24 protein-coding genes and 1 pseudogene are annotated in these 24,025 nt (G+C 50.3%); 13 read left to right on the forward strand and 12 right to left on the reverse strand.

The genetic code is table 11. The features are described from left to right. Window positions 1–78 precede the first annotated feature (78 nt). Both JSQ97_RS08665 and JSQ97_RS08670 read left to right on the forward strand, forming a co-directional pair. The gene (locus JSQ97_RS08665) at window positions 79–1,356 is read left to right on the forward strand and encodes an O-acetylhomoserine aminocarboxypropyltransferase/cysteine synthase family protein (RefSeq protein ID WP_205075686.1); all 1,278 of its coding nucleotides are present in this window, start codon (window positions 79–81) and stop codon (window positions 1,354–1,356) included. A 355-nt stretch (window positions 1,357–1,711) separates the two neighbouring features. Next, the gene (locus tag JSQ97_RS08670; RefSeq protein WP_205075687.1) at window positions 1,712–3,682 is read left to right on the forward strand and encodes an FAD-dependent oxidoreductase; all 1,971 of its coding nucleotides are present in this window, start codon (window positions 1,712–1,714) and stop codon (window positions 3,680–3,682) included. A gap of 110 nt (window positions 3,683–3,792) precedes the next feature. On the opposite strand, the gene JSQ97_RS08675 is transcribed toward JSQ97_RS08670, so the two are convergent. Next, complete coding sequence (locus JSQ97_RS08675; RefSeq protein WP_205075688.1) at window positions 3,793–5,040, reverse strand: Crp/Fnr family transcriptional regulator; 1,248 nt, start codon at window positions 5,038–5,040, stop codon at window positions 3,793–3,795. 65 nt (window positions 5,041–5,105) lie between these two features. Between JSQ97_RS08675 and JSQ97_RS08680 the strand changes: the two genes are divergently transcribed. The 4 genes from JSQ97_RS08680 to JSQ97_RS08695 all read left to right on the forward strand — a co-directional run bounded on the left by JSQ97_RS08680 (window position 5,106) and on the right by JSQ97_RS08695 (window position 9,509). After that, window positions 5,106–5,951 carry a PHP domain-containing protein gene (locus JSQ97_RS08680; RefSeq protein ID WP_205075689.1) on the forward strand — a complete coding sequence of 282 codons (846 nt, stop codon included), beginning with the start codon at window positions 5,106–5,108 and terminating at the stop codon, window positions 5,949–5,951. Window positions 5,952–6,097: 146 nt separating this feature from the next. Then, window positions 6,098–8,026, forward strand: coding sequence for an AMP-dependent synthetase/ligase (locus tag JSQ97_RS08685; protein WP_205075690.1), 1,929 nt, complete (start codon window positions 6,098–6,100; stop codon window positions 8,024–8,026). Window positions 8,027–8,058: 32 nt separating this feature from the next. Next, on the forward strand, window positions 8,059–9,312 hold the full coding sequence (locus JSQ97_RS08690) for an aminopeptidase (RefSeq protein WP_205075691.1): 1,254 nt from the start codon (window positions 8,059–8,061) through the stop codon (window positions 9,310–9,312). Continuing rightward, the gene (locus tag JSQ97_RS08695) at window positions 9,309–9,509 is read left to right on the forward strand and encodes a YbjQ family protein (protein ID WP_205075692.1); all 201 of its coding nucleotides are present in this window, start codon (window positions 9,309–9,311) and stop codon (window positions 9,507–9,509) included. The genes JSQ97_RS08690 and JSQ97_RS08695 overlap by 4 nt, the downstream gene beginning before the upstream one ends. 168 nt (window positions 9,510–9,677) lie before the next feature. Here the strand turns inward: JSQ97_RS08695 and JSQ97_RS08700 are convergent, their stop codons facing one another. The 8 genes from JSQ97_RS08700 to JSQ97_RS08735 form a co-directional block, all read right to left on the reverse strand. Continuing rightward, complete coding sequence (locus tag JSQ97_RS08700; protein WP_187385266.1) at window positions 9,678–9,911, reverse strand: hypothetical protein; 234 nt, start codon at window positions 9,909–9,911, stop codon at window positions 9,678–9,680. 42 nt (window positions 9,912–9,953) lie between these two features. Continuing rightward, the gene (locus JSQ97_RS08705) at window positions 9,954–11,084 is read right to left on the reverse strand and encodes an ABC transporter substrate-binding protein (protein WP_205075693.1); all 1,131 of its coding nucleotides are present in this window, start codon (window positions 11,082–11,084) and stop codon (window positions 9,954–9,956) included. Between the two features lie 87 nt (window positions 11,085–11,171). Continuing rightward, window positions 11,172–11,957 (reverse strand): ABC transporter ATP-binding protein, encoded by a 786-nt coding sequence (locus tag JSQ97_RS08710; protein WP_205075694.1) that lies wholly within the window; start codon window positions 11,955–11,957, stop codon window positions 11,172–11,174. Next, on the reverse strand, window positions 11,954–12,967 hold the full coding sequence (locus JSQ97_RS08715; RefSeq protein WP_205075695.1) for a FecCD family ABC transporter permease: 1,014 nt from the start codon (window positions 12,965–12,967) through the stop codon (window positions 11,954–11,956). The genes JSQ97_RS08710 and JSQ97_RS08715 overlap by 4 nt, the downstream gene beginning before the upstream one ends. Window positions 12,968–12,987: 20 nt before the next feature. Beyond that, on the reverse strand, window positions 12,988–14,070 hold the full coding sequence (locus JSQ97_RS08720; protein ID WP_205075696.1) for an ABC transporter substrate-binding protein: 1,083 nt from the start codon (window positions 14,068–14,070) through the stop codon (window positions 12,988–12,990). Between the two features lie 105 nt (window positions 14,071–14,175). Beyond that, the gene (locus JSQ97_RS08725) at window positions 14,176–15,366 is read right to left on the reverse strand and encodes a nitrogenase component 1 (RefSeq protein ID WP_205075697.1); all 1,191 of its coding nucleotides are present in this window, start codon (window positions 15,364–15,366) and stop codon (window positions 14,176–14,178) included. Further along, window positions 15,363–16,649, reverse strand: a complete 1,287-nt coding sequence (locus JSQ97_RS08730; RefSeq protein ID WP_205075698.1) for a nitrogenase component 1 — start codon at window positions 16,647–16,649, stop codon at window positions 15,363–15,365. Before JSQ97_RS08730 ends, JSQ97_RS08725 begins: the two co-directional genes overlap by 4 nt. Then, complete coding sequence (locus JSQ97_RS08735; protein ID WP_187385259.1) at window positions 16,649–17,431, reverse strand: nucleotide-binding protein; 783 nt, start codon at window positions 17,429–17,431, stop codon at window positions 16,649–16,651. The genes JSQ97_RS08730 and JSQ97_RS08735 overlap by 1 nt, the downstream gene beginning before the upstream one ends. 129 nt (window positions 17,432–17,560) lie before the next feature. Between JSQ97_RS08735 and JSQ97_RS08740 the strand changes: the two genes are divergently transcribed. Beyond that, window positions 17,561–18,457 (forward strand): glycoside hydrolase family 113 protein, encoded by an 897-nt coding sequence (locus tag JSQ97_RS08740; RefSeq protein ID WP_205075699.1) that lies wholly within the window; start codon window positions 17,561–17,563, stop codon window positions 18,455–18,457. A 93-nt stretch (window positions 18,458–18,550) separates the two neighbouring features. On the opposite strand, the gene JSQ97_RS08745 is transcribed toward JSQ97_RS08740, so the two are convergent. After that, entirely contained in the window at window positions 18,551–19,153 is a 603-nt protein-coding gene (locus JSQ97_RS08745; RefSeq protein WP_205075700.1) for a class I SAM-dependent methyltransferase, read from the reverse strand. Window positions 19,154–19,293: 140 nt separating this feature from the next. Here JSQ97_RS08745 and hisH point away from each other — a divergent pair, with 140 nt between their 5' ends. The 3 genes from hisH to JSQ97_RS08760 are packed head-to-tail and all read left to right on the forward strand — an operon-like array spanning window position 19,294 to window position 21,442. Then, entirely contained in the window at window positions 19,294–19,935 is a 642-nt protein-coding gene (hisH, locus tag JSQ97_RS08750) for an imidazole glycerol phosphate synthase subunit HisH (RefSeq protein ID WP_205075701.1), read from the forward strand. Beyond that, window positions 19,929–20,693, forward strand: coding sequence for an imidazole glycerol phosphate synthase subunit HisF (hisF, locus tag JSQ97_RS08755; RefSeq protein WP_205075702.1), 765 nt, complete (start codon window positions 19,929–19,931; stop codon window positions 20,691–20,693). Before hisH ends, hisF begins: the two co-directional genes overlap by 7 nt. Continuing rightward, window positions 20,693–21,442: an acyl-[acyl-carrier-protein] thioesterase gene (locus tag JSQ97_RS08760; protein WP_205075703.1), complete on the forward strand. Its 750-nt coding sequence runs from the start codon at window positions 20,693–20,695 to the stop codon at window positions 21,440–21,442. The genes hisF and JSQ97_RS08760 overlap by 1 nt, the downstream gene beginning before the upstream one ends. Window positions 21,443–21,571: 129 nt before the next feature. Here the strand turns inward: JSQ97_RS08760 and queD are convergent, their stop codons facing one another. Beyond that, window positions 21,572–21,973: a 6-carboxytetrahydropterin synthase QueD gene (queD, locus tag JSQ97_RS08765; protein WP_205075704.1), complete on the reverse strand. Its 402-nt coding sequence runs from the start codon at window positions 21,971–21,973 to the stop codon at window positions 21,572–21,574. A 172-nt stretch (window positions 21,974–22,145) separates the two neighbouring features. Here queD and JSQ97_RS08770 point away from each other — a divergent pair, with 172 nt between their 5' ends. Together JSQ97_RS08770 and JSQ97_RS08775 are read left to right on the forward strand one after the other, a co-directional pair. Then, window positions 22,146–22,379: a hypothetical protein gene (locus JSQ97_RS08770; RefSeq protein WP_205075705.1), complete on the forward strand. Its 234-nt coding sequence runs from the start codon at window positions 22,146–22,148 to the stop codon at window positions 22,377–22,379. Window positions 22,380–22,424: 45 nt separating this feature from the next. Continuing rightward, the gene (locus tag JSQ97_RS08775) at window positions 22,425–22,967 is read left to right on the forward strand and encodes a hypothetical protein (RefSeq protein WP_205075706.1); all 543 of its coding nucleotides are present in this window, start codon (window positions 22,425–22,427) and stop codon (window positions 22,965–22,967) included. 226 nt (window positions 22,968–23,193) lie between these two features. Here the strand turns inward: JSQ97_RS08775 and JSQ97_RS08780 are convergent, their stop codons facing one another. Then, on the reverse strand, window positions 23,194–23,433 hold the full coding sequence (locus JSQ97_RS08780) for a hypothetical protein (RefSeq protein WP_205075707.1): 240 nt from the start codon (window positions 23,431–23,433) through the stop codon (window positions 23,194–23,196). 104 nt (window positions 23,434–23,537) lie between these two features. Between JSQ97_RS08780 and JSQ97_RS08785 the strand changes: the two are divergent. Beyond that, window positions 23,538–24,025 (forward strand): annotated as a pseudogene (locus JSQ97_RS08785) (hypothetical protein); the annotation flags it as partial.

Here is a 24,025-nt window from a genome sequence, read left to right on the forward strand (position 1 = left end):
TGCCGTCGGCATGCAATCGATTTGATCGCGTACCGCGCGGACGTACGTTTTTTTATATTATTTTCACGGGAGCAAATTATGAATATCGAAACGAAATGTCTGCATTCGGGTTATGAACCGAAAAACGGAGAGCCCTGCGTTATGCCGATCGTACAGAGTACGACGTATAAATTCGATTCGTGCGATCACATCGCCGCGCTCTTCGACAAGCCGACGGAATATATATATTCCCGGATGGCGAATCCGACCTGCGATGCCGTTGAAAAAAAGATCGCGGATCTTGAAGGCGGCGTCGGGGCTATGCTGACGTCGAGCGGACAGGCGGCTTCCCTCCTTTCGATTCTGAACCTGTGCTCGGCGGGCGACAGCTTTATCGCAAGTTCGGCGATTTACGGCGGTTCGACAAATCTCTTTTGCTTTACGCTCAAAAAGCTCGGCATTGAATGCATCCAAGTTCCCGCCGCTGCCGATTACGATACGATTCTCAAAGCGTTCAAACCGAATACGAAAGCGGTGTTCGGAGAAACGCTTGCAAATCCTTCGCTTGCGGTATTCGATTTCGAAACCTGGGCGAAAGCCGCTCATGCGCGAAACGTACCGCTCATCATCGACAATACTTTTGCGACGCCGATACTGTGCCGCCCGCTCGAATGGGGAGCGGACATCGTCGTTCATTCGACGACAAAATATATGGACGGACATGCAGTTCAGTGCGGCGGTGTCATCGTAGACGGCGGCAATTTCGATTGGGAAGCGGCGTACAAAGTGAGCGGTTTTTTTGCGGATTTTTGCGAACCCGATCCGAGTTATCACGGACTCACTTATACGAAAGAATTCGGAAAAGCGGCGTATATCGTCAAAGCGCGGACGCAGCTCATGCGCGATTTCGGCTGCTATCCTTCGGCGCATTCGGCCTTTTTGCTGAATTTGGGGCTTGAAACGTTGCCGCTTCGGATGAGGCAATATTGCAAAAATGCGCTCGCGCTCGCCGAGCATTTCAAAAAAAGCGATAAGATCGCATCGGTAACGTACCCCGCGCTCGCGGAAGATGCGAATCATGCGCTGGCAAAAAAGTATTTGCCCGAAGGGGCGAGCGGCGTCATCGCGCTCAGCATCAAAGGCGGCCGAGCGGCTGCGGTGCGCTTTATGGATTCTCTTTCGCTTGCAACCGATGAAGTCCACGTTGCCGACATCCGTACCTGCGTACTCCATCCCGCTTCTTCGACGCACCGGCAGCTCACGGACGAACAGCTTGCGGCGGCGGGAATCGACGGCGGTTTGGTGAGATTCAGCTGCGGACTTGAAAGCGTCGAAGACATCATCGCCGATGTCGACCGCGCGCTTCAGGCGGTGTAAAACAGAAAATACGCGCGGCAGGCTTGCGCTATGCGCAAGCGGATAAAGGGAGACGTATTGCATGCCGCGCGTAAGCTGTCGGAAAATCGATTTTTTCATCGGCCGAGGCAAAAATATGCCGAATAAAAATACGCTGCGGAAAAATCCGGAGCGTATAAAACGTATAATTAATTAATAATGTGAATGTCGACGTAAAAAAATAAATAAAATTGTAAAAAACTAAGCGCAAATTTTTAATAAATTTACGGAGAATATCCGAATTTTTCTTGACAAACGATCTTTGAGGCCATACTATAAATAAAGAAGACGGTACATAAAATGACGCTTGATTACTTATTATTTGGAGGTATGGATAATGCAAAAGAGAACAATCCTTTTATCCTCGTTGATCGCGTTTGCCGTTGCGAGCCTTATTTCCTGTAGCGGTAAATCGATCAAAAACGGAACCTACACTTCGTCCGTACAGGGTATGAACGATGCGATCGAAGTATCCGTTACGATTGCAAACAAAAAGATCGCAGATGTACGGGTCACGAAAAACTCGGAAACGCCGGGAATCGGCAGCCCCTTGATGGATGCGAACGGCACGGTTTTGACGGCCGGAGGAATGGCTCCTACCGAATTGATCCCCGCCGAAATCGTAAAGCATCAGTCGGTCAACGTCGATGTTGTAACCGGTGCGACGATCACGTCGGCTGCAATCAAAGCGGCGGTATCGAACTGTCTGAAAGAAGCGAAAGCGGATCCCGCCGATTGGAATGCGAAGCCGGAAGCGGCACCCGCTCCTTCGAATGCGAGCGCCGATGTCGTCGTTGTCGGCGGCGGCGGTGCGGGACTTGCGGCGGCTATCGCGACGGGTCAGCAGAATAAATCGGTCATCATCGTGGAAAAGAACGGCGAAGTCGGAGGCGATACGCTCGTATGCGGCGCCAGTTACAACGCACCCGCTGATGCTATGCAGCGTCGAGTCGTTATGTCCGAACCTGTAAAACGCACGATCGAAGCGGCTCTCGCCGAAGCTCCGAAAAGCGGCGAACACGCCGCGCTCCAAGCGCAGGTGCGCTCACAGTGGAACGCGTACAAAGCGAGCGGCAGAACCGACCTCTTCGATTCGAAAGAGTGGTTCGCGCTCCAGACATGGAACGGCGGTGACAAAGTTGCTGACCTCAATCTTGTCAAAGAACTTGCGGATAATGCCTACGATGGTCTTGTATGGATAAAAGCTTTGGGCATGGGCTTCAACGATGTAATTTTACAAGCTGCAGGCGGACTTTGGCAAAGAACGCACGAGAGTACCATGTTGATGGGCACGGGCTTTATCTCCACTTACGTACAAAATCTTGCCAAAATGAACAACGTCACCATCATGGTTGAGACGACGGGTAAATCGCTCGTGAAAGACGGCGACAGAGTTACCGGCGTCGTGTGCGCCGACAGAAACGGCAATCAATTTACCCTTTCGGCAAAGGACGGCGTTATCCTCGCGACCGGAGGTTTCGGCGCGAATTCACAAATGGTGCAGCGGTACAACACGACCGGCAAATGGCCCGATCTCTCACAGACAGGGACGACGAATCGCTTTTCGTGCTCACAAGGAGACGGCATCATAATGGCGACAGACGCAGGCGCCGGGCTTCGCGATATGGAGCAGATTCAACTTCTCTTTCTCGGCAACACTAAGGACGGGCAACTTACGAAGTGGCCGCCGCGCGCCGCGCGCGAACTTGACCAGATGATCTTTATCAACAAAGAAGGCAAGCGTTTTGTGAACGAAGGAGGGAGGCGCGATGAAATCTGTCTTGCGATCCTTGCTCAAACCGATAGAATGTATTACATGCTCGAGTCTGCCGACGGTACCGGATATAAGGATATTCATGACCCGAACTGGAGGAGCGCTGACGGCTTTACTTTTGACTACCTTACCGATAACGGCTATATGATTTGGGACGATACCCTTGCAGGCCTCGCGGGAAAGCTCGGTATGGATGCAGCAACGCTTCAGGCAACGGTTGACACGTTCAACGCGGACGTGGTGACAGGCCTGGACAAAGAGTTTGGCAGAACGATCTACTCGGTGCAGTTCACAAAGGGGCCTTGGGTCGCAACTCCGAGACAAGCGTGTATTCACCACACGATGGGCGGCGTTACGATCGATACGAACTGCCGAGTCATCGGCACGAACGGAAAAGCAATCCCCGGTTTGTATGCAGCAGGAGAAGTCGTGGGCGGTATCCACGGCGGCAACAGAGTCGGCGGTAATGCGATCACGGAAGTCGTTGTGTTCGGTAAACTCGCAGGCGATACGGTTGTCGCGGACGCGCGGTAACGAACATAAAAAAGCTTGCGGTAAGTAAGATCAGGATCCGTAAATAAAAAGGGTTGTCCTTTGTGAAGTTTTTTACAACTTCCGGGACAGCCCCTTTTTCAATTTATTAATTATTTTTGTTCCGAAAGACCGCTTCGCGTATCGACGATGCGCTTCATATCGGCGATATTGTCTACGATGATGTAGTTATCGTACACTTCGATTTTCCGCTTTTCGACGAATTTGTTGATTTCATCGCGCGTCGCTTCCGGTGACAGTCCCGCCCAATGAGCAACGTCGCCTGCCGACACGTTGAACTTCCGCTGCCGGTCGTTCACGTTTGCCGAAGGATTCATTTCGTCGAACATGAGGAATACGTCTGCGATACGGGCCTGCACGTCTTTGATCGCGAGCGTGCGCAGGCGGCGCCGTTGGTCGTAGATGCGCTTGCAAAAAAGTTTTAATAAGATGATCGCGATTTGCGGATTGCCCATGATGAGCAGTTCGAAATTTTCTTTGTTGAATTCGAGACATTCGACGTTGCCGATCGCGACGCAGGTTGCCGAACGCGGGGAATTGTCGAGGATGGCCATTTCTCCGAAAAATTCTCCGGGCTTCATGATATCGAGATTTTTCTTTGCGCCGTTTACGCATTTGACGAGCTGCACGCGCCCCGACTGAATGAGGTAAAAACTGTTGCCCGGTTCGAACTCGCTGATGATGACGTTGCCCGGTTTATACTGCTTTGCAAAACGCTTGAAAGCGGGAAGCGCAAATTGTTTCAGAGCGCCGGAAGCTTCTTCGTCTTCTTCGGGCGCATCGGTACTTTTTGTTTTTTCTTTTATCTTCGTGTTGCGCAGTTTTGCATCGGCGTATAATTTTGCGACTTCGTCTTTTTTTGCGGTGTTCGGATAGAGCGATAAAAATTTGACGCAGATATCGCAGCACGAAAGATACTCTTCGTCGTTGTAAAAACTTTTTGCGACCGCGATCATACCTGTCTGCTGGTCTTCCGGAACATTGTTAAGAATCGCTTCGGTTTTTTTGTGTATGAGGCGCAGCTGGTTCGAAAAGACGCGCAGCATTTTCATGATGATCTGTTTGTTGCTGCTGAATATCTGTTCGAATTCTTGAATAGTCAGGGCGATCGTAACGCAGTCGGTAAGCGCGGTTGCCGTCTCTTCTCGAGGGAAACGACCGAGTGCGGATTTGACGCCGAAAAACTCGCCGTTTTTTACCTGCTCGGTAACAGGCTGATGAGTTTCCACATCTGTCGTCGTAAGGACGAGAATACCTTTTTGCAGGATAAAAATTCGCTCGTCTTTATCCCCTTCAAAGTAAACGATCGATCCTTTTGTATATTGCATCGCTTTAGGCATACAAGATCCCCTGGTACATTACACTATTATATCATAAATCGTCTATTTATGCTATGCTCTTTAGGATGATTGATTTACATATTCACTCCAACGCATCCGACGGTCAATACCGCCCTGCCGAGCTTGTCGAAAAGGCTTGTGAAAGCGGTATTTCCGTCCTTGCGCTGACGGATCACGATACGATAGCGGGGCTTCCGGAAGCTGCCGCCGAAGCCGAAAAGCGGCATATTACCTTTATACGGGGTATCGAGATTTTCGTGGAATGGCCGACCGGCGAATTTCACTTGCTCGGACTCGGTTTTACGCATATTTCGCCGTCCTTGAGAGAGCTGGTCGATTTTTTGCAAAAAAAGCGTACCGAACGGAATCTTCGGATAATCGCTGAAATGCGTGAAGCGGACATCGATGCGTCGTACGATGAGCTTTGTTCGCTTTTTCCGGACAGCTCCATAGGCAGACCGCACTTTGCAGAATACCTCAAGTACAAAAAAATCGTAAAGGATAATCGGGAAGCGTTTGAAAAATATCTCGGAAAAGGCAAGCCTTTTTATGTCGAGCGTTCAGGCGTAAATCTCGACGAAGCGATACAGGCGATCGTCGATTCGGGAGGAGTGCCGGTCATCGCGCATCCGCTGTCGCTTTACGTGTCGTGGGGACATCTCGATACGATTTTGGAGGACATACACGGCCGCGGCGTCGAAGGGCTTGAAGCCTATCATCCGGGGGCGAGCGGGCATGACTGCAAACGCCTCGAATCGCTTGCACGCGAGCACGGCATGTTTGTTACGGCAGGAAGCGATTTTCACGGTGAAAGAATCCGCGCCGATCGGAAACTCGGTCACACCGCCGACGGCAAAAAAATAGATGATCGATTTTATTACGAAGAACTGCTTCCGCACTTGGGAACGTAGGGGCGTTTTCTATGCTCTACCGTTCACGGATCGATTCTCCGTACGGTTGTATGATTGTCGGCAAGTGCGCAGCGTCCGTTACACGCCGTTCAGATGCTCACCGTTCAGATTGACGCATTTCGTTTTTTACCGTTATACTTCCCATTATGGAACAAACGCTCCCGAAAATGCTGAAAAAAACCGCCGCCGACTTTCCCGAAATCGCGGCGCAATATTCGAAAAACGCCGAAGGCGTATTCGAGCCGGTATCGTACCGGGAACTGTATGAAACATCTCTCGATTTTGCCGCCGCCTTAAAGCAGCTCGGCGTCGTGCGCGGCGAAGCGATCGGTCTCATCTCCGATAACCGCAAAGAATGGGAACAGGCCGACATGGGGATCATGGCGCTCGGCGCCGTAGATGTTCCGCGCGGATGCGATGCGACGCTTATCGACTTGCAGCAGATTTTGTCGTTTACGGAATGCGCCGTCGTCATTGCGGAAAACGCTGCGCAGGTAAAAAAAATCGTTTCCGTAAAGAGCGAACTGCCGCATCTGAAAACGCTCATTTCTTTTGAAGACGTCGCAGACGACATAAAAGCCGACGTAAAAAAAGCGAAAATCGATTTATTGTTTTTTAATAATTTATTGAACGAAGGGAAAAAATACAATATCGAACACAGGGCGGAGATCGAAGCCGAACTCGAAAAGGGAGAGTGGAACGATACGGCATGCATCATCTTTACGTCGGGTACGACGGGTATGCCCAAGGGTGTCGAACTTTCACACGGCAATTTTTTGACTCAGCTCGACGAACTGCAGGAACGCATCTATTTGAATCCGGGCGACCGCGCGTTGTGCGTGCTTCCGGTGTGGCACGTGTTCCAGCGCCTGTGCGAATACGTCATCATGATCCAAGGAGCGGCTCTCTGCTATTCGAAGCCGGTCGGAAGCATCCTTCTCGCCGATTTTCAAAAGGTCAATCCTCATCTTATGCCCGCCGTTCCGCGCGTGTACGAAGCGATCTATGACGGCATCAACCGTAAGATGCGCAAAACGGGCGGCTTCGTTTATATGCTGTTCCGATTTTTTGTCGGCGTCGCGATTTTGCATTCGCGGATCGACAGGCTCCTCTTTCGAAAAAACGTGCGCTTCGGACCGGACTATATCGGTGCACTGTGGGCGCTGCTCGTCATCCCGTGGCTTTTGCTCTATCCGCCCAAATTGCTCGGAGAAGCGCTCGTGTTTCGAAAAATCAAATCGATGCTCGGTAAAAATTTCCGTGCGGGCGTTTCGGGCGGCGGCGCCTATCCGCGCAATATCGACGAATTCTTTTGGGCGATCGGTGTAAAGGTCGTCGAAGGCTACGGCTTAACGGAAACCGCGCCCGTCATCTCCGTGCGGCCGATAGCCGATCCCGTATTCGGCAACGTCGGCTCTCCCATCCGCGGCGTAAAAGTGCGCATCGTCGATCAGGACGGCTACGTGCTCGGCCGCTGCAAACAGGGAGTCGTGCAGGTAAGGGGCGGCACGGTGATGAAGGGCTACTACAAGAGGCCCGATTTGACGGCAAAAGTGATGACCGTCGACGGCTGGTTCGACACGGGTGATATCGGCATCCTTTCCATTCACGACGAAATCGTTTTAAAAGGCCGCATGAAAGATACGATCGTACTCCGCGGCGGCGAAAATATCGAACCGCTTCCGATCGAACAAAAGCTGCAGGAGTCGCGCTTTATCAAAGCGGCGGTCGTCGTCGGGCAGGACGAACGCTACCTCGGCGCGCTCATCCTCGTCGACGAAGACGAAGTGAAAGGTTATGCTGCGGAAAACGGCATCCAATACGATACGTACGAAAATCTGCTCGCTTCCGAATACGTACAAACGCTGTACGCGGGAGAAATCAACGGCCTCATCAATTCGAAAAACGGATTTAAGATGTTCGAGCGGATCAATAAATTCGTTCTTATCACAAAGCCCTTTGAAGTCGGCGTCGAACTTTCGGCAAAGCAGGAAATCATGCGTTTCAGGATCGGCGAAATCTATGCTAAAGAGATCGCTTCGTTGTTCGTTCAGGATACGAAAGCGGATATATAACGAATACCATACATTTACAGAGGAAATCGAATATGAAAGACGTACTGCCTGCGGAAATCATCGTACGCGATGTGTGCCGCGTAAAAAAAGGCGAGAGGGTGCTCATCGTTGCGAATCCCGAAACGAATATGATCGCACAGGATTTGTTTGAATCCGTAAAAAAGGCGGGCGGAGAGCCGGTACTCGTGTTCCAAACTGCAAAAAATTCGTTCGACAACGCATCGCCGGAGGTACTCGCGTCGATCGCGACGAATCCCGATCTGTGTTTTTCCGTTTCGTCGTCCAAGCTCGGGAAAGACCCCGGAGCTGCGGCGCACCCCTATGTCGACGAAAAGGGTACGAAATTCATGCACATCTTCGACTTTTTATTGAACGGGAAAAAATCGATGCGCGCGGTGTGGATGCCGGGTATAACGCAGGAGATGTACGAACGTGCGGTGCAGATCGATTACAAAGAACTCGCCTCTCGCTGTGCGGCTTTGAAAAAAGCGTATGAAAAAGCCGTTTCCGTTCACGTTACCTCTTCCGGCGGAACGGATGTCGTCGTTCCGGTTGCGGGGCGCAAGGCACTCGAAGACGACGGAGATTTTTCAAAGCCCGGTTCGGGCGGAAATATTCCGGCGGGTGAAGTGTTTATCAGTCCCGTCGTCGGTACGGGGAATGTGCAGGACGAAGGAAACATCCTCGATAAAATCAAGCAAAAAATCGGCGGTCAGGGCGATGACGAAAGCGAGGGCGGCGTTCGAAGCGGTGCCGAAGGGAAGGGCGCGCAAGCGGACGGCAGCAAGGCCGAAGAAAAAAACGTACCCGCTGCATCCGGCACAAACGGGAAAATCGTGTTCGACGGTTCGATGACATTCGGTGACGGAGACGCCATCCTTGAAACGCCGATAGTCGTGCAGGTTAAAGACGGTTTTGTGTCCGATATAGACGGCGGAGAAGAAGCCGCACGCTTGAAAAAAACGATCGCCGATGCGGAAGCGAAGTCGCTTGCGATGGAAAAAGAAGGCAAATTGCCCGAAGGGGAGGGGAGCGTGTATCGCAGAAACGCGCGCAATATCGGAGAACTCGGCATCGGCTTGAATCCGGCCGCCGTCATCACGGGGAATATGCTCGAAGACGAAAAAGCGTTCCGCACCTGTCACTTTGCGATCGGAGAAAATTACGACAACGATGCGCCGGCTTTGATCCATCTCGACGGCGTTGTACGTGAGCCGACGATCGAAATAACTTACGAAGACGGCTCGAAGCGGACGATTTTGCAAAACGGCGAACTCGTGCTGTGATCCCTATCATCGGGGGCGAATTGAAGGGCTACACCGAAATGATGAACGAAGCGAGCGCGTTGACGACCAAACGTATGGTACAGGAAGCAGAACATCTGGGCGCCGACGCCGTCGTGAATATCCGCTATTCGTCCGCATCGGTTATGCAAAATGCCGCCGAAGTTATCGCGTACGGAACGGCTGTAAAGTTCAAATAAGCGCTTTAGATAACCGCGCATCCGACAACTTACCCTTCGTTCATGCGACAACGCTTTCACAGCCGAAACCCTTTTGCGCGATGCGGACGCAATCCGGCAACGTACGCTTTCGTTCAAGCGATTGCAATCCGGCAAACGCTGCAGCATTTTTACGCGCCGCAACCGGTATTATGCGGTTTCGGTTTCCGCTTCGCCCGATTCGGGAGCAGGAGCCGCTTCCGCGTTTTGATTTACCGGTGCCGCTTCGACTCGCCGCTTCTTTTTCCGCTTAGGCTTTTTCGTATAATTTGCGACAAAGACTGCGAAGTCCATCACCAAAAATACGGCGATCGCCGTGCCTATGACGCGCGCGTCGGTGAGCACGGATTTAGCGAGTGAAAGCGTCGAAAAAATATCTCTCATACCGCAATTATCGGCGCTTTCCGTGTGCATGATGAACGATCCTTAGGCGCCTCTCGTTCCTGCCGCACCCTTCGAATCCTGATTGTACATACGGTTTATCTGCTCGTCGGTCAAATCGATATTATACATATCTTTAAAATACGACTTCACTTCCTTTTCGACGTCGATATCGCCGAAGAGTTCGGGGTAGACTTTTTTTGCGATCCAGTACAGCGTTACCGGCGTATCCGCACTCGGCGTATAACTGCGGTAAGTTCCGAGCGGCATTTTGTACACGGTTCGGTTTTGTACCGCTTTGATCGGCGACCAATCGTAATTCGCCGTCCTGTTATTGTACAGATCGTCGGCCGTCTGAGAAGTGAAATTGGTTATTAAAATGATATCGGGATTCCACTTGTATATCTGTTCCATATTGATGACGGCGTTGCTGTTTTCAGCGCCTACTTCTTCCGCAACGTTTTTCGCACCGACGGCGTCGCACCAAAATTGTCCGAAAAAGTGTTTGCCGCTCGTCACGATAGTTTTTTCATTACACATAAACAAAAACAGCACTTTTTTGCGGTCGTTTTCGGGGATGGACGAAACGCGGGACTGAATCGTTTCGTAGACTTTTCGGCTGTATGCGCTCACCGCGTCTTTTTTATCGTTTTCCGGAAAAACCTGGCTGAGTACGTCGATCCATCCGTCATACGTGTCGAGGATATTGTAATCCCATTTGTTGACACTGACGGCGACGGCGGCGAGTCCCGCCTTTTTGATTTCCTCTTTTTGCTGCGAACGGTGCGCCGTTGTAAAGACGACGTCGGGTTTGAGCGCGAGCACTTCTTCGACGTTCAGCGTATCGTTTGCAAGAAAGTGCGAATCGATATTCAAATACGACGGAAAAAGCTCTCCGAGCAGTCCCGCTTTTGCAGCCCCTATCGATGCGGGCGGAATGCCGACGAGGCGGTCGGGGCTTCCCAAAAATACCGTGATGACGGACGGAAGCGGCCACACGCCGACAACGACTGCGCGATTGACCTTTGCGGGGATGACGACGCTTTCGTCGTCGTGATCGATAACGGTACGCGTTGCCGCCTCTTTCGCAACTCCCGACTTCGAGCAGGAAACGGCGAAGGTCGAAAGCGCCAGGCACGCGAAAAGCGTTCCGATACGGACAATATTCTTTTTCATAATTCCTCCAAAAAAACTTTTGCGGAAAGTTACAACTTTCGAAAAAGTTTTTAGCCGTGCGCGAAAGCGCACGCGTTTTTCCATAATTCACACTAAATACAGCGGGACGACGTCCTTGTATTTTGTGTTTTGATATTCGAACTCGTTGATGTGTACTTGCACGCTGAACGTCTTTTTCATCGAATCTTCGGTGATGACTTTTTCGATCGCGCCGCTCGTGCTTTCACCGTCCCTGTTCAGGATGAGCGCTTTGTCGGCGATCTTCATTGCATGAGCGGGATAGTGCGTGTTGACGACAGCCGAAATATGCCGCTCTTTTGCAAGACGGTAAATCGTATTTAAAATTATCAATTGATTTTTAAAATCCAAATTCGATTCAGGCTCGTCGAATACGAGCATTTCGGGTTCTACCGCAAGAGCGCGCGCGATGAGCACCATCTGCAGTTCCCCGCCGCTCATTTCGGTGCAGAGCTTATCGCGGAGAAAAGCGATACCCGTGTCTTCCATCGCGCGAAGGGCGATGCGTTTGTCTTTTTCATCCGGCTGTTCGAAAGTACCCAAGTGAGCGCTGCGGCCGAGCAGCACCATGTCGAAGGCGGTAAAACCGAACGCGACACCTTTCGCCTGCGGAACGTATGCGATACGCCGCCACAGATCTTTTTGTCTCCAACTTTCAAGCGCTCTCCCGTCGATAAGGGTTTCGCCCTCATCCCATTTTAATAATCCCATCATGCATTTGAGCAGCGTCGTTTTACCGACACCGTTCGGACCGAGTATGCACAACACTTCTCCGCTTTCGACGGAAAACGAAATGCGATCGAGCACGCGCTCGGTACCGTAGGCGAACGAGCCGCCCCGTACGGAAAAAGTCATGTCCACGAACCTCCCGTTTTTCGTAATAGCGCGATAAAGAACGGCGCGCCGATAACCGCCGTCAAAATCGAAATCGGAATTTCGGCCGCACTCATGCTTCTTGCAAATGTATCGATTACGATAACGAAGACCGAACCCAAACTGATGCTTATGGGAATGACGGTGCGATTGTTGCTGCCCATGAGCATACGCGCCATGTGCGGAACGAGCAAGCCCACCCAGCCGATCGAACCGCACATCGACACGGCGGACGCGGTGATAAGAGATGAGGCGACGATGACGAGCAGGCGCATCACGCGGATATTCATACCCATCGAACGAGCTTCGTCTTCGTTCAGCGATAAAATATTGAGCCGCCAGCGCAGCAAAAAGATGATGAGCGTTCCCGTGACGATAAACGGAAGGCCGAGCAAAAGCGTTTTATAGCTTGCGCCCGACATACTGCCCATAAGCCAATACGTGATCGACGGCAAAATATCCTGCGGATCGGCGGCGTATTTGACGAGCGACACAAAGGCTTGGAAGAGTGCCGAGACGACCATGCCCGAAAGCACGATCATGACGACCGAACTGCGTCCGCGAAATCGTCCCACCGAATACGTGACGGCGCAGGCGGCGAGTCCGAATACAAGAGCTGAAAGCTGCACGACGATCAAATTGCTTCGAAAAAGAAGTGCCGATACCGCGCCGAAGGATGCGCCGCTTGCCACTCCGAGCGTATCGGGCGTCGCGAGCGGATTCGTAAATAAACCCTGAAACGCGGCACCCGCGCAGCTTAAACCCGCTCCGACAAAAGCCGCTAAAATAATGCGCGGTAAGCGGACGCTGAAGATGACGGAGCGTTCAACCGCAGTTATCTCCGCCTTCGTCACGCCGGAAAAGAGGATGCGCACCGTATCGAAAACGCCGAGCGCATAGCGTCCGAATCCGAGACAGATGAGCGCGGTAAAAAGCGGCAGCACGGCGAGAGCTGCAAAGATGATTTTGCGCTGCCCTGCAGTATAATTCATAATTGCGTTTTCCTTTTCGTTTACAAACCTGCGGCGGATCTCGACGGATGATAAATCGTATGGAGGTCGCCGGAAGTGAGCGTTATTCCGTAGAATTCTTTATAATAATCGACGATGATTTTATCGAGGTCGTAGTCTTCAAATAATTTCGGCTGAATCGTCTTTGCAAGGAATACGAGCGAAAGCGGCGAATCGGACGACGGCGGACACCAGCGGTACATGCCGAGCGGAAATTTATACACTTGTTTTTTTTGTACAGCGCTCACGCTCGACCAGTCGTTGCCGTCGACAATGCCGTCGTCGAAATCTTCGGGAAGTTTGGTATTGAAATTTGTTAAAATCACGATATCGGGATTCCATGCGTAAATCTGTTCCATATTGAGTTCCACGACTCCGCCTTCCGACTTCGCAGCATTGATCCCACCTGCCGTCGTGATCCAATATTCGGGGAACATCTTTTTTCCGTAGGTCGTGATCTTTCCGTTATCGTACGAATAGATGATCATCGCACTCGGCTTTTTCCCTTCGGGGATCGATGCGATGCGCGCTTTTACGTCTTGCTCGATTTTTCTTCCGTACTCGATAAGCTTTTTCGAACGATCCGTTTCGCCGAGCACTTTTGCCAAAAGATCGATCCACGCCGCATAGGTTTCGATCGTATTGAACTTCGCAATCGACGTTGAAAACCCGACGGCGGGGATCCCCGTTTTATCGAATACCGCCTTTGACGATTTCGCTCCGGCATTGTAAAAAATGACATCGGGTTTGAGCGCCATTAATTCTTCCGCGTTGATGACGCCGCCCTTTTCGAATCCCGTCTTCGCATTTGCAATTTCGGGATACGCTTTTACAAGAAACGATGCTTTTGCAGCCGCCATGGAACTGGCAGGAATTCCGACGAGTTTTTTTGCGGAATCCGCATACAGACAATAGACCGAAGGCAGCGGGTAGAGACTTGCGATAACGATCCTGTCGATTTTATTCGGCACTTCAACGGTATTGCCCGCGTGGTCGACAACGGTATGCGTTTTCGGCGCGGCAAAAGCACGCGATGCCGTAAAGAGACAGAGTACGGCACAGACTTTTATGATCATCTTTTTCATATATCCTCCTATTGATTTTATGTATCAATTCTCAGTTTACTCAAAAATAAAAACCGATAATGCTCTCTATCGTAAAATTATCAATTACCCATTAACAATTAATAATTATTCTTCCGCGATTCCAAAAAGAAAGCGCGTCATGTCATCGCCTATGACGCACTTCGTGTCGTCCCAGCACACTTTGCTCGAAACGGCTACGTGCGGCAAACCGTGAAACCTGACGGAAGAATTTTTTATCAATTCTCCGACAAGCGGATCGGCTACGATATCGGTATATGAACCGCCGTTTACAAGATCCATGAGTTCCCGTTCGCACACGGCTTTATGATCGCATGTTTCGGCGTATTCCGGAAACGAATTGAAAAGGTATGCCGCTTCTATGTCCGCCGTTCGAGAAATACGCCTGAGTTCGTTTCGAATCGAACATGCCGTAACCTGCTCTCCCGCAATCAAAATCCGTTTGTGCGAGGTTTGCGCCGCATTCGCTTTCGAAGCGATTTCCCATACGCTCCCCGAATCGCTTTTTTCGCCGGAAAGAAAGCGCCGTACGGCCGTAAGCATCGCCTTTCCGTCTCCGAGCGGAACACCTGCAATGTAGGGAATGTGATACACCCTTTCCATATATTTTGCGATTTCGATCCCCGCATACGAAAGCGCGACGTTCAAGGCCGCAGAGGGGCTGCGTTTCAAATCGTCGAGCGAAAGACCCATCGAAAGGCTTGCAATGATTTCAATACCGCTTTTTTCAAACAGGGCGCGTACAGCTTCTGCGTTTCCGCTGTTGCCGAAATCGAGCGGCGTCAAGCCGAGGAGATTGATCGCATTGTTTTGCTTTTCACAGCGCTTTGAAGCCGGAGCGAAACGCTTTAAAAGCGCAATCGTCCCCATGGAAACGCCTTTATCGTAAAACACCGTACCCTTCGTGTCGAAGCCGAACGACGGGATCCCCGTCGCTTCTTCCACTTCCGAAGCGATGCCGTCGTAATCCGTACCGATGACCATGGGAACGGGACTTCCGAGCAGCGCGATAAAAGCGGGTTGTAAACTTTCGGCGGCTTCAATCATCCGTTTGACAAGTTTTTTATCGTTTCCGAGCACCGCGTCCATGTGGCGCAGCCCCGAGCAAAACACGATCGATTTCGAATTCATCCAGCGAGGTTCATCGTATCCCAAATAATTTCCCGTACAGCCGGACGCATCGTGGATAACGATCATACCTCCGAGCTCAAAGAGCGAAGAAGCGACTCCCGAATAATCGGGCGCGAAGGGCGGCAAGACCAAACACAAATTATTCATATAATAAGCTTTGCCTCCCTGATCATTTCGGCGACATCGGCTCGGCGGGCATTTGCACTCCGCATCATTTCCATAAGGCGGACGACGCCTGAAAAACCGAAATTGCCCTCGTCGTCCATGATGTTGACGACCTTTTCCGATCCGGTCATATAGCCGCAGTCGAAACCGATACACAAACAGTCGGAGTACGATCGGTACGCAAATTTCGGAGAGTCGTGATGCAGCGGACTTGCAATTTCCAAATGAGGAGCGTGCGTTTTAAGCCACTCGAAACTTTCTTTTTCAAACGGAAGAATTTTATCGACGGCGAGCAGCTTTACCGTAAACCCGTAAGAGATGAGCGTCTTCGCGAGCGCGCACGGCTGCTTTACCGACTGAAAATCGATCGCGACGGGCGTACCGTCTAAAAAAGCCGCGGTTTCACGGAGAGATGCTTTTGCATTTTCATAATCGCGCTCGATGTCAAACGATACGTTCATACCCGCATCGGAAAGTTTTTTCGCGAGCTCTCCGTACATATCTTTTATGCCGTCGGGATCGTAGGTGACGTACGACAAAAAATACGGAATGCCCGGATTTTTTTCCATATCGCGGGCGGCAAAAGCCGCGGCGGGAGAGAGTACGATATTCATACCGCTCGTCCGCATCGCATAGTATTCGTCGAATGTTTTGCATTCGCTTATATGGCGTACGCGGATACCGTTGTCGCCCATGATGCGGTAGAGTTCGGAACCGGCTACCGGAAGCACATTGTTTCCGATGAGATTTACATAGTTTTTAAAGTGTTCGGCTTCTTTTCCGTCGGGAGAAGAGAGCAGACTGTACATATTTCGATTCAGCGACACGAGCGGCGGAAGCGGCGTATCCGATTGAATCGGATTCATGTGGCAGGAACGGAAAAGGACGTCCGGATATGTTTGCCCAAGTTTTTCATCGAGCGCCGCATGATCGGTGCCGAGCATATCGTCAAGGCAGGACACGAATAAAAACAACACGCGCGGCTTTTTTTTCAAAAACGCAAAGAGTTCTTCGATTGCACGGAAAACCTGCGCTTCGTAATCGCCGGAGACGATCTCTTTTTCGCCGATAAAAAGATAGGATACTTTATCCTTTACACCGTTGATGATTCCTCCGAGCGCGCCGTGTCTGCCGCAGGCGAAGGGAGAAACGAAAAGCATATACACTTCCGGTACGAGGGCGGCGACGCGGATGACGCCCCAGCCGCCGTGAGCGGGGGATTCGTAGTGCAGCGTCGTCGTAAAACAGGCTGAACGGCACTCCATTACGCAACTCCGTTTTCAAGAGCGACGTCTTCGCTTCGCGCAAGGATCTCTTCGGCGAGCTTTCGATAACAATCGGCCTGATGCGATTCCGGAAAGGCTTCGATCACCGTCTTGCCCTGATCTTCGGCTTGCTGTACGACGCCGTCGCGCGGAATGACGGAAACGACACTGCCGCCGATTTCTTTCAGCGCTTCATTTACGGTTTCGAGTTCGTTTTCAACGTTGCGCGAATTGAGGATGACGCCGGAATACCGCGCATAACCGCGAGAGCCGAAATTCGAAATAGCGTGTGCGATGTTCGAAGCCGCATACAGCGACATCATCTCGCCTGAGGTAACGATAAACACGTCGCGCGCATAGCCGTTTCGGATCGGCATTGCAAAGCCGCCGCATACGACATCTCCGAGAACGTCGTAAAATACGATATCCGGTCGGTATGTCGTATACGCTCCGAGTTCTTCCAATTTATCGAATGCGGTGATGATGCCGCGACCCGCGCAGCCGATGCCCGGAGTGGGTCCTCCCGCTTCCACACACAGAATGCCGTTAAAGCCCTTAAACACGATATCGTCAAGGTGCAGTTCGGCTTCTTCGTCTTCGCGCAGCCGATCGAGTACCGTCACGATCTTTTTTCCGCCCATAAGGTTTTTTACGGAATCGGATTTCGGATCGCAGCCGATCTGCATCACTTTATATCCCATCGTACTCAGCGCGGCAGACAGATTCGACGTTGTCGTCGATTTTCCGATACCGCCTTTTCCGTAAATTGCAATTCTTCTCATGAACATACTCCACCAGTGTAAATAATTAGCAGTTGCTAACGATATTCTTTTCCGCCGATCCTGTCAAGCCGATAATTACCCTTGTATCTTTTATCTGTACTATTTTTTTTTTAATTAGGGCGGAAAATTATGATGCGACATACGCTGTTTTCGATTATCGCGGCGCTAAGCCTTTGCGCTTATCCGACTGCCGCAGAGGGGCTGCAAAAAAAATCCGCGCCGCTGTACGGTATAACGCTCGATGCGCTTTCATCCTCTTCAATTGATGCCGTTACGGATGCCGTACGGGCGCTTCCCGTAAAACCCGCCGCGCGCGTCGTCATCGATGCCGATATAAAGCCGGCAGATTTTATTCCGCTGCTTTCCCGACTGCACGAAGTCGCATACATCATGCTGTGTCCCTGCGATTCCGAAGATATGAAACGCTATAAAACCGTCAAAGCGTATACAGCGCGTTTTGCCGACTGCGCTTTGCACCTCGCTCCGTATGTCGACATTTGGGAAGTCGGCAACGAAATCAACGGTGAAGGATGGCTCGGCGGTACGAACGCATTGAATGCGCAAAAAGTCTACGCGGCGTGGGCATATTTGCATTCGCGCGGATATAAGACGGCGCTTACGGCATATATGTTCAAGCCGGGCGATCAGAGCATGACGATGGAAGCGTGGCTTGCAAAGTACGTTCCCGCGGATATGAAAGCCGCGCTCGATTACGTGCTTGTCAGCTATTACGATGAAGACAACGACGGCGAACACGAAGACTGGAACGCCGTATTCGAAAACCTGTACCGGCTTTTTCCCAATTCGCTGCTCGCCTTCGGCGAATGCGGCTTTGCATCTGCGCACAAGGCGGGAACCGATTTTAACAAACAAGCCGATACATATTACCTCATGACCCCGTATAACGACCGCTATGTCGGCGGATATTTTTGGTGGTGCTGGCAGGAAGACTGCGTTCCGCATGAAAACAATCCGCGCTGGCAAAAGATGTACGACAATTTTTGCCTGATGAAAGAACTGTATTAAAAATCTTATAAAAGCAAAACCGAAAATATCGCGTCCGAAATCGCGTCTCTCAATATCCGCCGCGCTTACTGTTTTATACCGGCGACGCTTTGCCTAGCGCTTTATGAGTACCGCAATCGCACACGGAACTCGCCCTTCGATCATAGTGTATGCCGCATCGGTATAACCCGCGTCGGCGAAAAAACGTTTATAAGATGAAAACGTAAACTGCTTTTTAAAATCCGCGCCCGCTTTTCCGAGCGCTTTTATAAATCCGCTCGTGCCGTCGCGCGCACGCTTATTCATATATGTCGGAATTATCAACTTCCCGCCGATTTTGCAGACTCGGTTCAGCTCGCCCAGCGCCGCCTCCGGTTCATCCAAAAGATGTATGACATTTCCCGCAACGACAACGTCGAAAGTATTGTCCGCGAAATCGAGCGCTGAAATATTTGCAAGCTTGAATTCGACGTTCGCATACTTCCGGCACTTTGCGCGCGCCCTTTTCAGCATACCGGAAGAAAAATCCGTCGCAACGAGCGATTTGCACTCGGGTGCGATGTGCGCGCTCAACATGCCCGTACCGCAGGCGCATTCCAACACTTCGTCATCGGCAGTGATAAGGGCGGCGACTTTTTCGCACAGCTCGCGGTGTACCTTTGCGTTGATAACGTTTACAAAAATATCATACACTCCCGCTACACGATCCCAAAACATACTACAACCTCGCTTGATATACTATTTCTCCGTGGGCGTTTTTGTCAAGGCAATGTCAAAACTTCCGACCGCTTCGCGTGCTGCTTTTGATCGGTGACGAGGTAATTTACAAAATCCGCCGTTCATACTACTATGCTCCTATGATCGGGATCGTCGATTACAATGCGGGCAATATCAAAAGCGTCGAGCACGCCCTCGAATCGCTGGGATTTCCGTTTACGGTTTCCAAACGTCCGAGCGAACTCGCGCACTGCAGCCGTCTCATCGTTCCGGGAGTAGGAGAAGCCGCTTATGCGATGCACGAGCTTTCGCGCACGGGTTTCGATTCGTTTTTAAAAGATTGGAGTGGTGCGAAAAAACCGCTTCTCGGCATCTGTCTCGGCTCGCAGATCATCTTCGATTATTCCGAAGAAGGGGATACCGCCTGTCTCGGTCTCGTCAAAGGAAAAATTATTAAATTTTCATCGCTGTGGCAAGCCTCGCACGACGAAACGCTTCGCCTCAAAGTGCCGCACATGGGATGGAACGATTTGACGTATGCGAACGGCTCTTCTCCCCTCTTTGACGGTGTCGCGGAGCATTCCGATTTTTACTTCGTGCACTCTTACGTCATGCAGCCTGAGGATGCTTCCGTCGTCAAAGCTTACACGAACTACGGAGGCATCGTTCCGGCAGTCATCGAAAGCGGCAGCGTCGCGGCTTTTCAATTTCATCCGGAAAAATCGGGCGCGAACGGCCTCAGACTCCTTGCAAATTACTGCCGCGGAGAAGCGGTATGCTGAAAAAAAGGATCATCGTCTGCCTCGACGTCAAAGACGGACGCACGACAAAGGGCATCAGATTTCAAAACAACCGCGATATCGGAGATCCCGTTGCGATGGCCGCAGAATACTGGCGGCAAGGCGTGGACGAACTCGTCTTTTACGATATCATGGCGTCGGCAAACGGGAGAGGCCCCATACTCGACCTCGTCGCTCGCGTCGCGCACCAAGTGTTTATTCCCTTTTGCGTCGGAGGCGGTATCGCGACGATCGATGACATACGCTCGACAATCCTTGCAGGCGCGGAAAAAGTGAGCCTCAATTCGCAAGCGGTAAAAAATCCCGACCTTATCCGAGAGGGCGCCCGCGTTTTCGGAAATCAATGTATCGTCCTCGGCATGGATGCTTCGCGCGATGAAGCGATGCCGAGCGGCTACCGCGTATTCATCAACGGCGGAAGGACGCAGACGGATTTGGATGCGAAAGAATGGGCTCAAAAAGCGGTTTCACTCGGAGCGGGCGAAATCGTTTTAAACGCGATCGATACCGACGGTGTGCAAAACGGCTACGAACTTTCTCTCACGCGCATGATTTCCGAAAGTGTTTCCGTTCCGGTCATCGCTTCGGGAGGAGCGGGATGCGTGCAGCACATCGCCGATGCGTTTACGAAAGGCAAAGCAGACGCGGCGCTCATCGCAACGATGGTGCATTCGGGAAACTATACGATCGCCCGCATCAAACAGGAACTCAACGCACAGCATATTCCGGTGAGGTTGTAATGGATTACCATCAACGCTATGACGATAAGGGAACTTTTTACAGCGAAATGAAGCTGCATTTTTGTCAATGCAATATGCTTTCGAATCTCAATTTTTCAGAACTGCTGCGGCTCACGACCGATACGGCTATCGAAGATTACTACGAGCGCGGCATTTCGTTTACGTTTCTCGCCGAACGAAATTATGCAATTTTGCTTTCGCGCATCGCTTTCCGTTTTCATAAAATGCCGAAAGCAAACGACGTCGTCACGATCGCCACGTGGGAAGAAAAACCCGAAGCGCTGCAGCTCATGAGAGCATACGAAATAACAGACCGAGACGGCACGCCCCTCGTAAGCGGTTCGAGTTCGTGGTTCGTCGCCGATTACGCATCGCACCGCATCATCCGCACAAAAGATTTTACGCTGCGTCCCGAACCGGTACGAAAAGAAGAGCACGACTGCATGGCGCCGGGAAAAATCGCGATCCCCGAAAACCTCGTCGAATGCGCGAGCCGTCCCATTTGCTGGTCGGACATAGACGCGAACGGCCACATGAACAATTCCCGTTACGGTGCATTCGCGATCGACTGTTTACCGGAAGAGTATCAGCGAAAAACCTTTACCGATTTCCGCATAAATTATTCGCACGAAGCGAAAAAAGGCGACACGATAACGATGTTTGCAGCCTTTGACGATGAGGCGAAAAAGATAACCGTTGTCGGAAAACAAAAAAACGCGACGTGCTTTGAAAGCGAACTGTATTATTAATCAACACTCCCGACGCAAGCGTCGGGGTATGTTGTTCTCATAAGGTGGTTGCAGTCGGCTTTAATACCCTTTGTTACGACGCAAGCGTCGGGGTATTAAACCCTCCGCACGAATAAAAAGTCACGTACTTCATTCCGGACTGTAGCGGGCGCGGCTCGTATCGGTTTCAAATACGTCGACGGCTGCCAAAAAAGCGGTCACCTTTCCGTTCGCGTACGACAGATCGATGCCTGTATGGCGCATTTTGTCGATGAGCGCATCGTAGATGTATTTTGCAATGCGCTCGGCGCTCGGATTTTGCAAAAAGACGGCATGATCGTTTAAGTTCGTATGATCGAGCTCTGCGCATACTGCTCTGAGCGCCGCTTTTAATTTTCCGAAGTCGATGAGCATACCGCCGCTTCCGAGCGTGCTTCCTTTTACATGAGCGCGTACGGTATAATTGTGGCCGTGCATGCTTTCGCACTTTCCGTTGTAATCGCGGAGAAAATGCGCTGCGGAAAAATTCGCTTCGACACGTACTTCAAACATAGCCGTGACTATAGCACAAAGCAGGACAAAAACCAAGATATGGAGACGTGCTCACAATGTGTATTGATTTGTTTTCAACTATAAATCGCGTGAGATTTTTGAATCGGTAAGAAGACTTGAAAACGATGCAGAACGATTATACACTTGCGGCAGGAAGCAATTCGGAGGAAAAATGAAAAATCTTTTCTTGTTGATTTTATTGGTAATGGGATTCAGCGGTGTGTTTGCCATCGATGAAAAAGATCTTGATGCCCAAATGCACGGAACGCAGGAAGCTCCGAATCCTGAAATGTTTTCCCGGCTGAGGAATGTGCAGGTGTACGATATTTTTGTAACGACTGAAGACAACGAAGACGTTCATCTGCAAATCTACGCGGAATATTTTCAAGATGCGAAAGATTTGTAAGTGTACTTTGCCGCACGCGATTTTCAAACATGAGGCGACGCATATTTGCGAAGTTTAAACTCCTTGCCGACGGACGGAAAAGCTAAGCTGCACGATGTAAACGATATGACGGCGAAATTACTGTTTGTATTGTTTTTGTTATTGCCGATTTCTATTTCCTGCAAAGAAAAATCTTGTGAAGATTTGTCTGCGAAAAACAGAAGCGCGATCGTTCGGAAGATACGGGATTTTATTCAATTGCATAAAAACTCCGATGCGGTTTCTGCGTGGAACGAAGATGAAATCGTTAATCACAGATTTGAACGTATCTCGAAAAAAGATACGGAACTGTTTGTATTTAAAAAAGATTCCGACGGAAATAACTATGTACTGTGTACATACGGAAAGAAAGGTGCGTATGCAAGTGCACCCGTCGAATATTGGCTCATAGATGAAAGCGGTTTTTTATGCGTGTATGAAAATTTGATTTCAAAAAAACGAAGCTCGATAAAAATCAAAAAGATAAAAATCGATACCGATAACGGGATTGTGTATACGTTTCGAAATCATAAAAAAGTTTTATATACATATACCGAAGGTTTAAATTGAACGTCTGAAATAGCGCCGTTCAATTTAACTTCGAGTTTCGGACGAAGCCGAAACATCGCTTATTAACTGTGCGCTTGCGCGCACGAATTGCCCAGCTCCTAAATCCGAAGATTTACTCGCTGTGCAATTTTAAGGAAGAATAAAAGTACAGTGAGCGAAATATTCGATGTGTTTACGGCGAAAGCTTACGTCTGCATGCGGCCACATTTCCGCCTGCGGTGAAAGCTTACGATTGCCCGCGTCCGCTTTCGACGGTATACGTAACGAAAGACGAGAGCGCATGCCGGTTTGAAAAATAGACGTAGTGCGCGTGCTTTGCGCTCATCGCATCGATAAAGGCTGTCGCTTCGCTTTCCGTCAGTGCATCGGGGAGCGCAAAACCGATGACGGCCGCGCAGTCTTTGATCCTCCGCGCCGTATGGCACATCGCTTGCAAACGGCACGGAGCGCGAAGTTCCCCGTGCAACCTTGCAATATGATTGGCTGATTGAAGAAATGAAGAATACGGGTATAATAAAAAGAGGGCTGATATATGTTATACGGGCGCCCGCGCCGGAGCGTTTAAGGAAAATGAAAAGAATTCTTTTTATTTTTTACATAATTATATTTTCCATAGTTTCCGCTTTTGCACTTAGTCCGGAAGAAGAATATGATTGTCTTTATAAAGATTTAAGAAATTTGAGCACTTTTGGATATAAAGGTACACTTGATTATAATACAGGAAAATCTGACGGGACTCCTATTTTAACTCAGGGGTGTGTTTATCAAACATCCCTGAATACGGATTTTGCTGTAGACGGGAAAGGCTTTTTTAAGGTTTTAGATGAAAAGGGAAAAATATTTTATACCAGATATGGCTATCTTATAATTAATACAGATTCCAGATTGGCTATTCGCTGTAATAATAAAATATACTATCTGCCGGTAGAATCTCTTCCTGATAGTTATTCGTACGAGGAAATCAGAATTTATTCAAACGGTAATATCGCGAGTAAGTACTACACGGGAAATAATTCTAAAGTATCTAAGGTACTAGGAACAATTGAGTTATATGATAT

The organism is Treponema sp. Marseille-Q4523, assembly GCF_016901105.1.
GTDB lineage: Bacteria > Spirochaetota > Spirochaetia > Treponematales > Treponemataceae > Treponema_D.

Coding starts and splice junctions, on each gene's coding strand:
- JSQ97_RS08665 (WP_205075686.1), top strand. CDS start 79: ATGAATATCGAAACGAAATGTCTGCATTCGGGTTATGAACCGAAAAAC.
- JSQ97_RS08670 (WP_205075687.1), top strand. CDS start 1,712: ATGCAAAAGAGAACAATCCTTTTATCCTCGTTGATCGCGTTTGCCGTT.
- JSQ97_RS08675 (WP_205075688.1), bottom strand. CDS start 5,040: ATGCCTAAAGCGATGCAATATACAAAAGGATCGATCGTTTACTTTGAA.
- JSQ97_RS08680 (WP_205075689.1), top strand. CDS start 5,106: ATGATTGATTTACATATTCACTCCAACGCATCCGACGGTCAATACCGC.
- JSQ97_RS08685 (WP_205075690.1), top strand. CDS start 6,098: ATGGAACAAACGCTCCCGAAAATGCTGAAAAAAACCGCCGCCGACTTT.
- JSQ97_RS08690 (WP_205075691.1), top strand. CDS start 8,059: ATGAAAGACGTACTGCCTGCGGAAATCATCGTACGCGATGTGTGCCGC.
- JSQ97_RS08700 (WP_187385266.1), bottom strand. CDS start 9,911: ATGAGAGATATTTTTTCGACGCTTTCACTCGCTAAATCCGTGCTCACC.
- JSQ97_RS08705 (WP_205075693.1), bottom strand. CDS start 11,084: ATGAAAAAGAATATTGTCCGTATCGGAACGCTTTTCGCGTGCCTGGCG.
- JSQ97_RS08710 (WP_205075694.1), bottom strand. CDS start 11,957: ATGACTTTTTCCGTACGGGGCGGCTCGTTCGCCTACGGTACCGAGCGC.
- JSQ97_RS08715 (WP_205075695.1), bottom strand. CDS start 12,967: ATGAATTATACTGCAGGGCAGCGCAAAATCATCTTTGCAGCTCTCGCC.
- JSQ97_RS08720 (WP_205075696.1), bottom strand. CDS start 14,070: ATGAAAAAGATGATCATAAAAGTCTGTGCCGTACTCTGTCTCTTTACG.
- JSQ97_RS08725 (WP_205075697.1), bottom strand. CDS start 15,366: ATGAATAATTTGTGTTTGGTCTTGCCGCCCTTCGCGCCCGATTATTCG.
- JSQ97_RS08730 (WP_205075698.1), bottom strand. CDS start 16,649: ATGGAGTGCCGTTCAGCCTGTTTTACGACGACGCTGCACTACGAATCC.
- JSQ97_RS08735 (WP_187385259.1), bottom strand. CDS start 17,431: ATGAGAAGAATTGCAATTTACGGAAAAGGCGGTATCGGAAAATCGACG.
- JSQ97_RS08740 (WP_205075699.1), top strand. CDS start 17,561: ATGATGCGACATACGCTGTTTTCGATTATCGCGGCGCTAAGCCTTTGC.
- JSQ97_RS08745 (WP_205075700.1), bottom strand. CDS start 19,153: ATGTTTTGGGATCGTGTAGCGGGAGTGTATGATATTTTTGTAAACGTT.
- hisH (WP_205075701.1), top strand. CDS start 19,294: ATGATCGGGATCGTCGATTACAATGCGGGCAATATCAAAAGCGTCGAG.
- hisF (WP_205075702.1), top strand. CDS start 19,929: ATGCTGAAAAAAAGGATCATCGTCTGCCTCGACGTCAAAGACGGACGC.
- JSQ97_RS08760 (WP_205075703.1), top strand. CDS start 20,693: ATGGATTACCATCAACGCTATGACGATAAGGGAACTTTTTACAGCGAA.
- queD (WP_205075704.1), bottom strand. CDS start 21,973: ATGTTTGAAGTACGTGTCGAAGCGAATTTTTCCGCAGCGCATTTTCTC.
- JSQ97_RS08770 (WP_205075705.1), top strand. CDS start 22,146: ATGAAAAATCTTTTCTTGTTGATTTTATTGGTAATGGGATTCAGCGGT.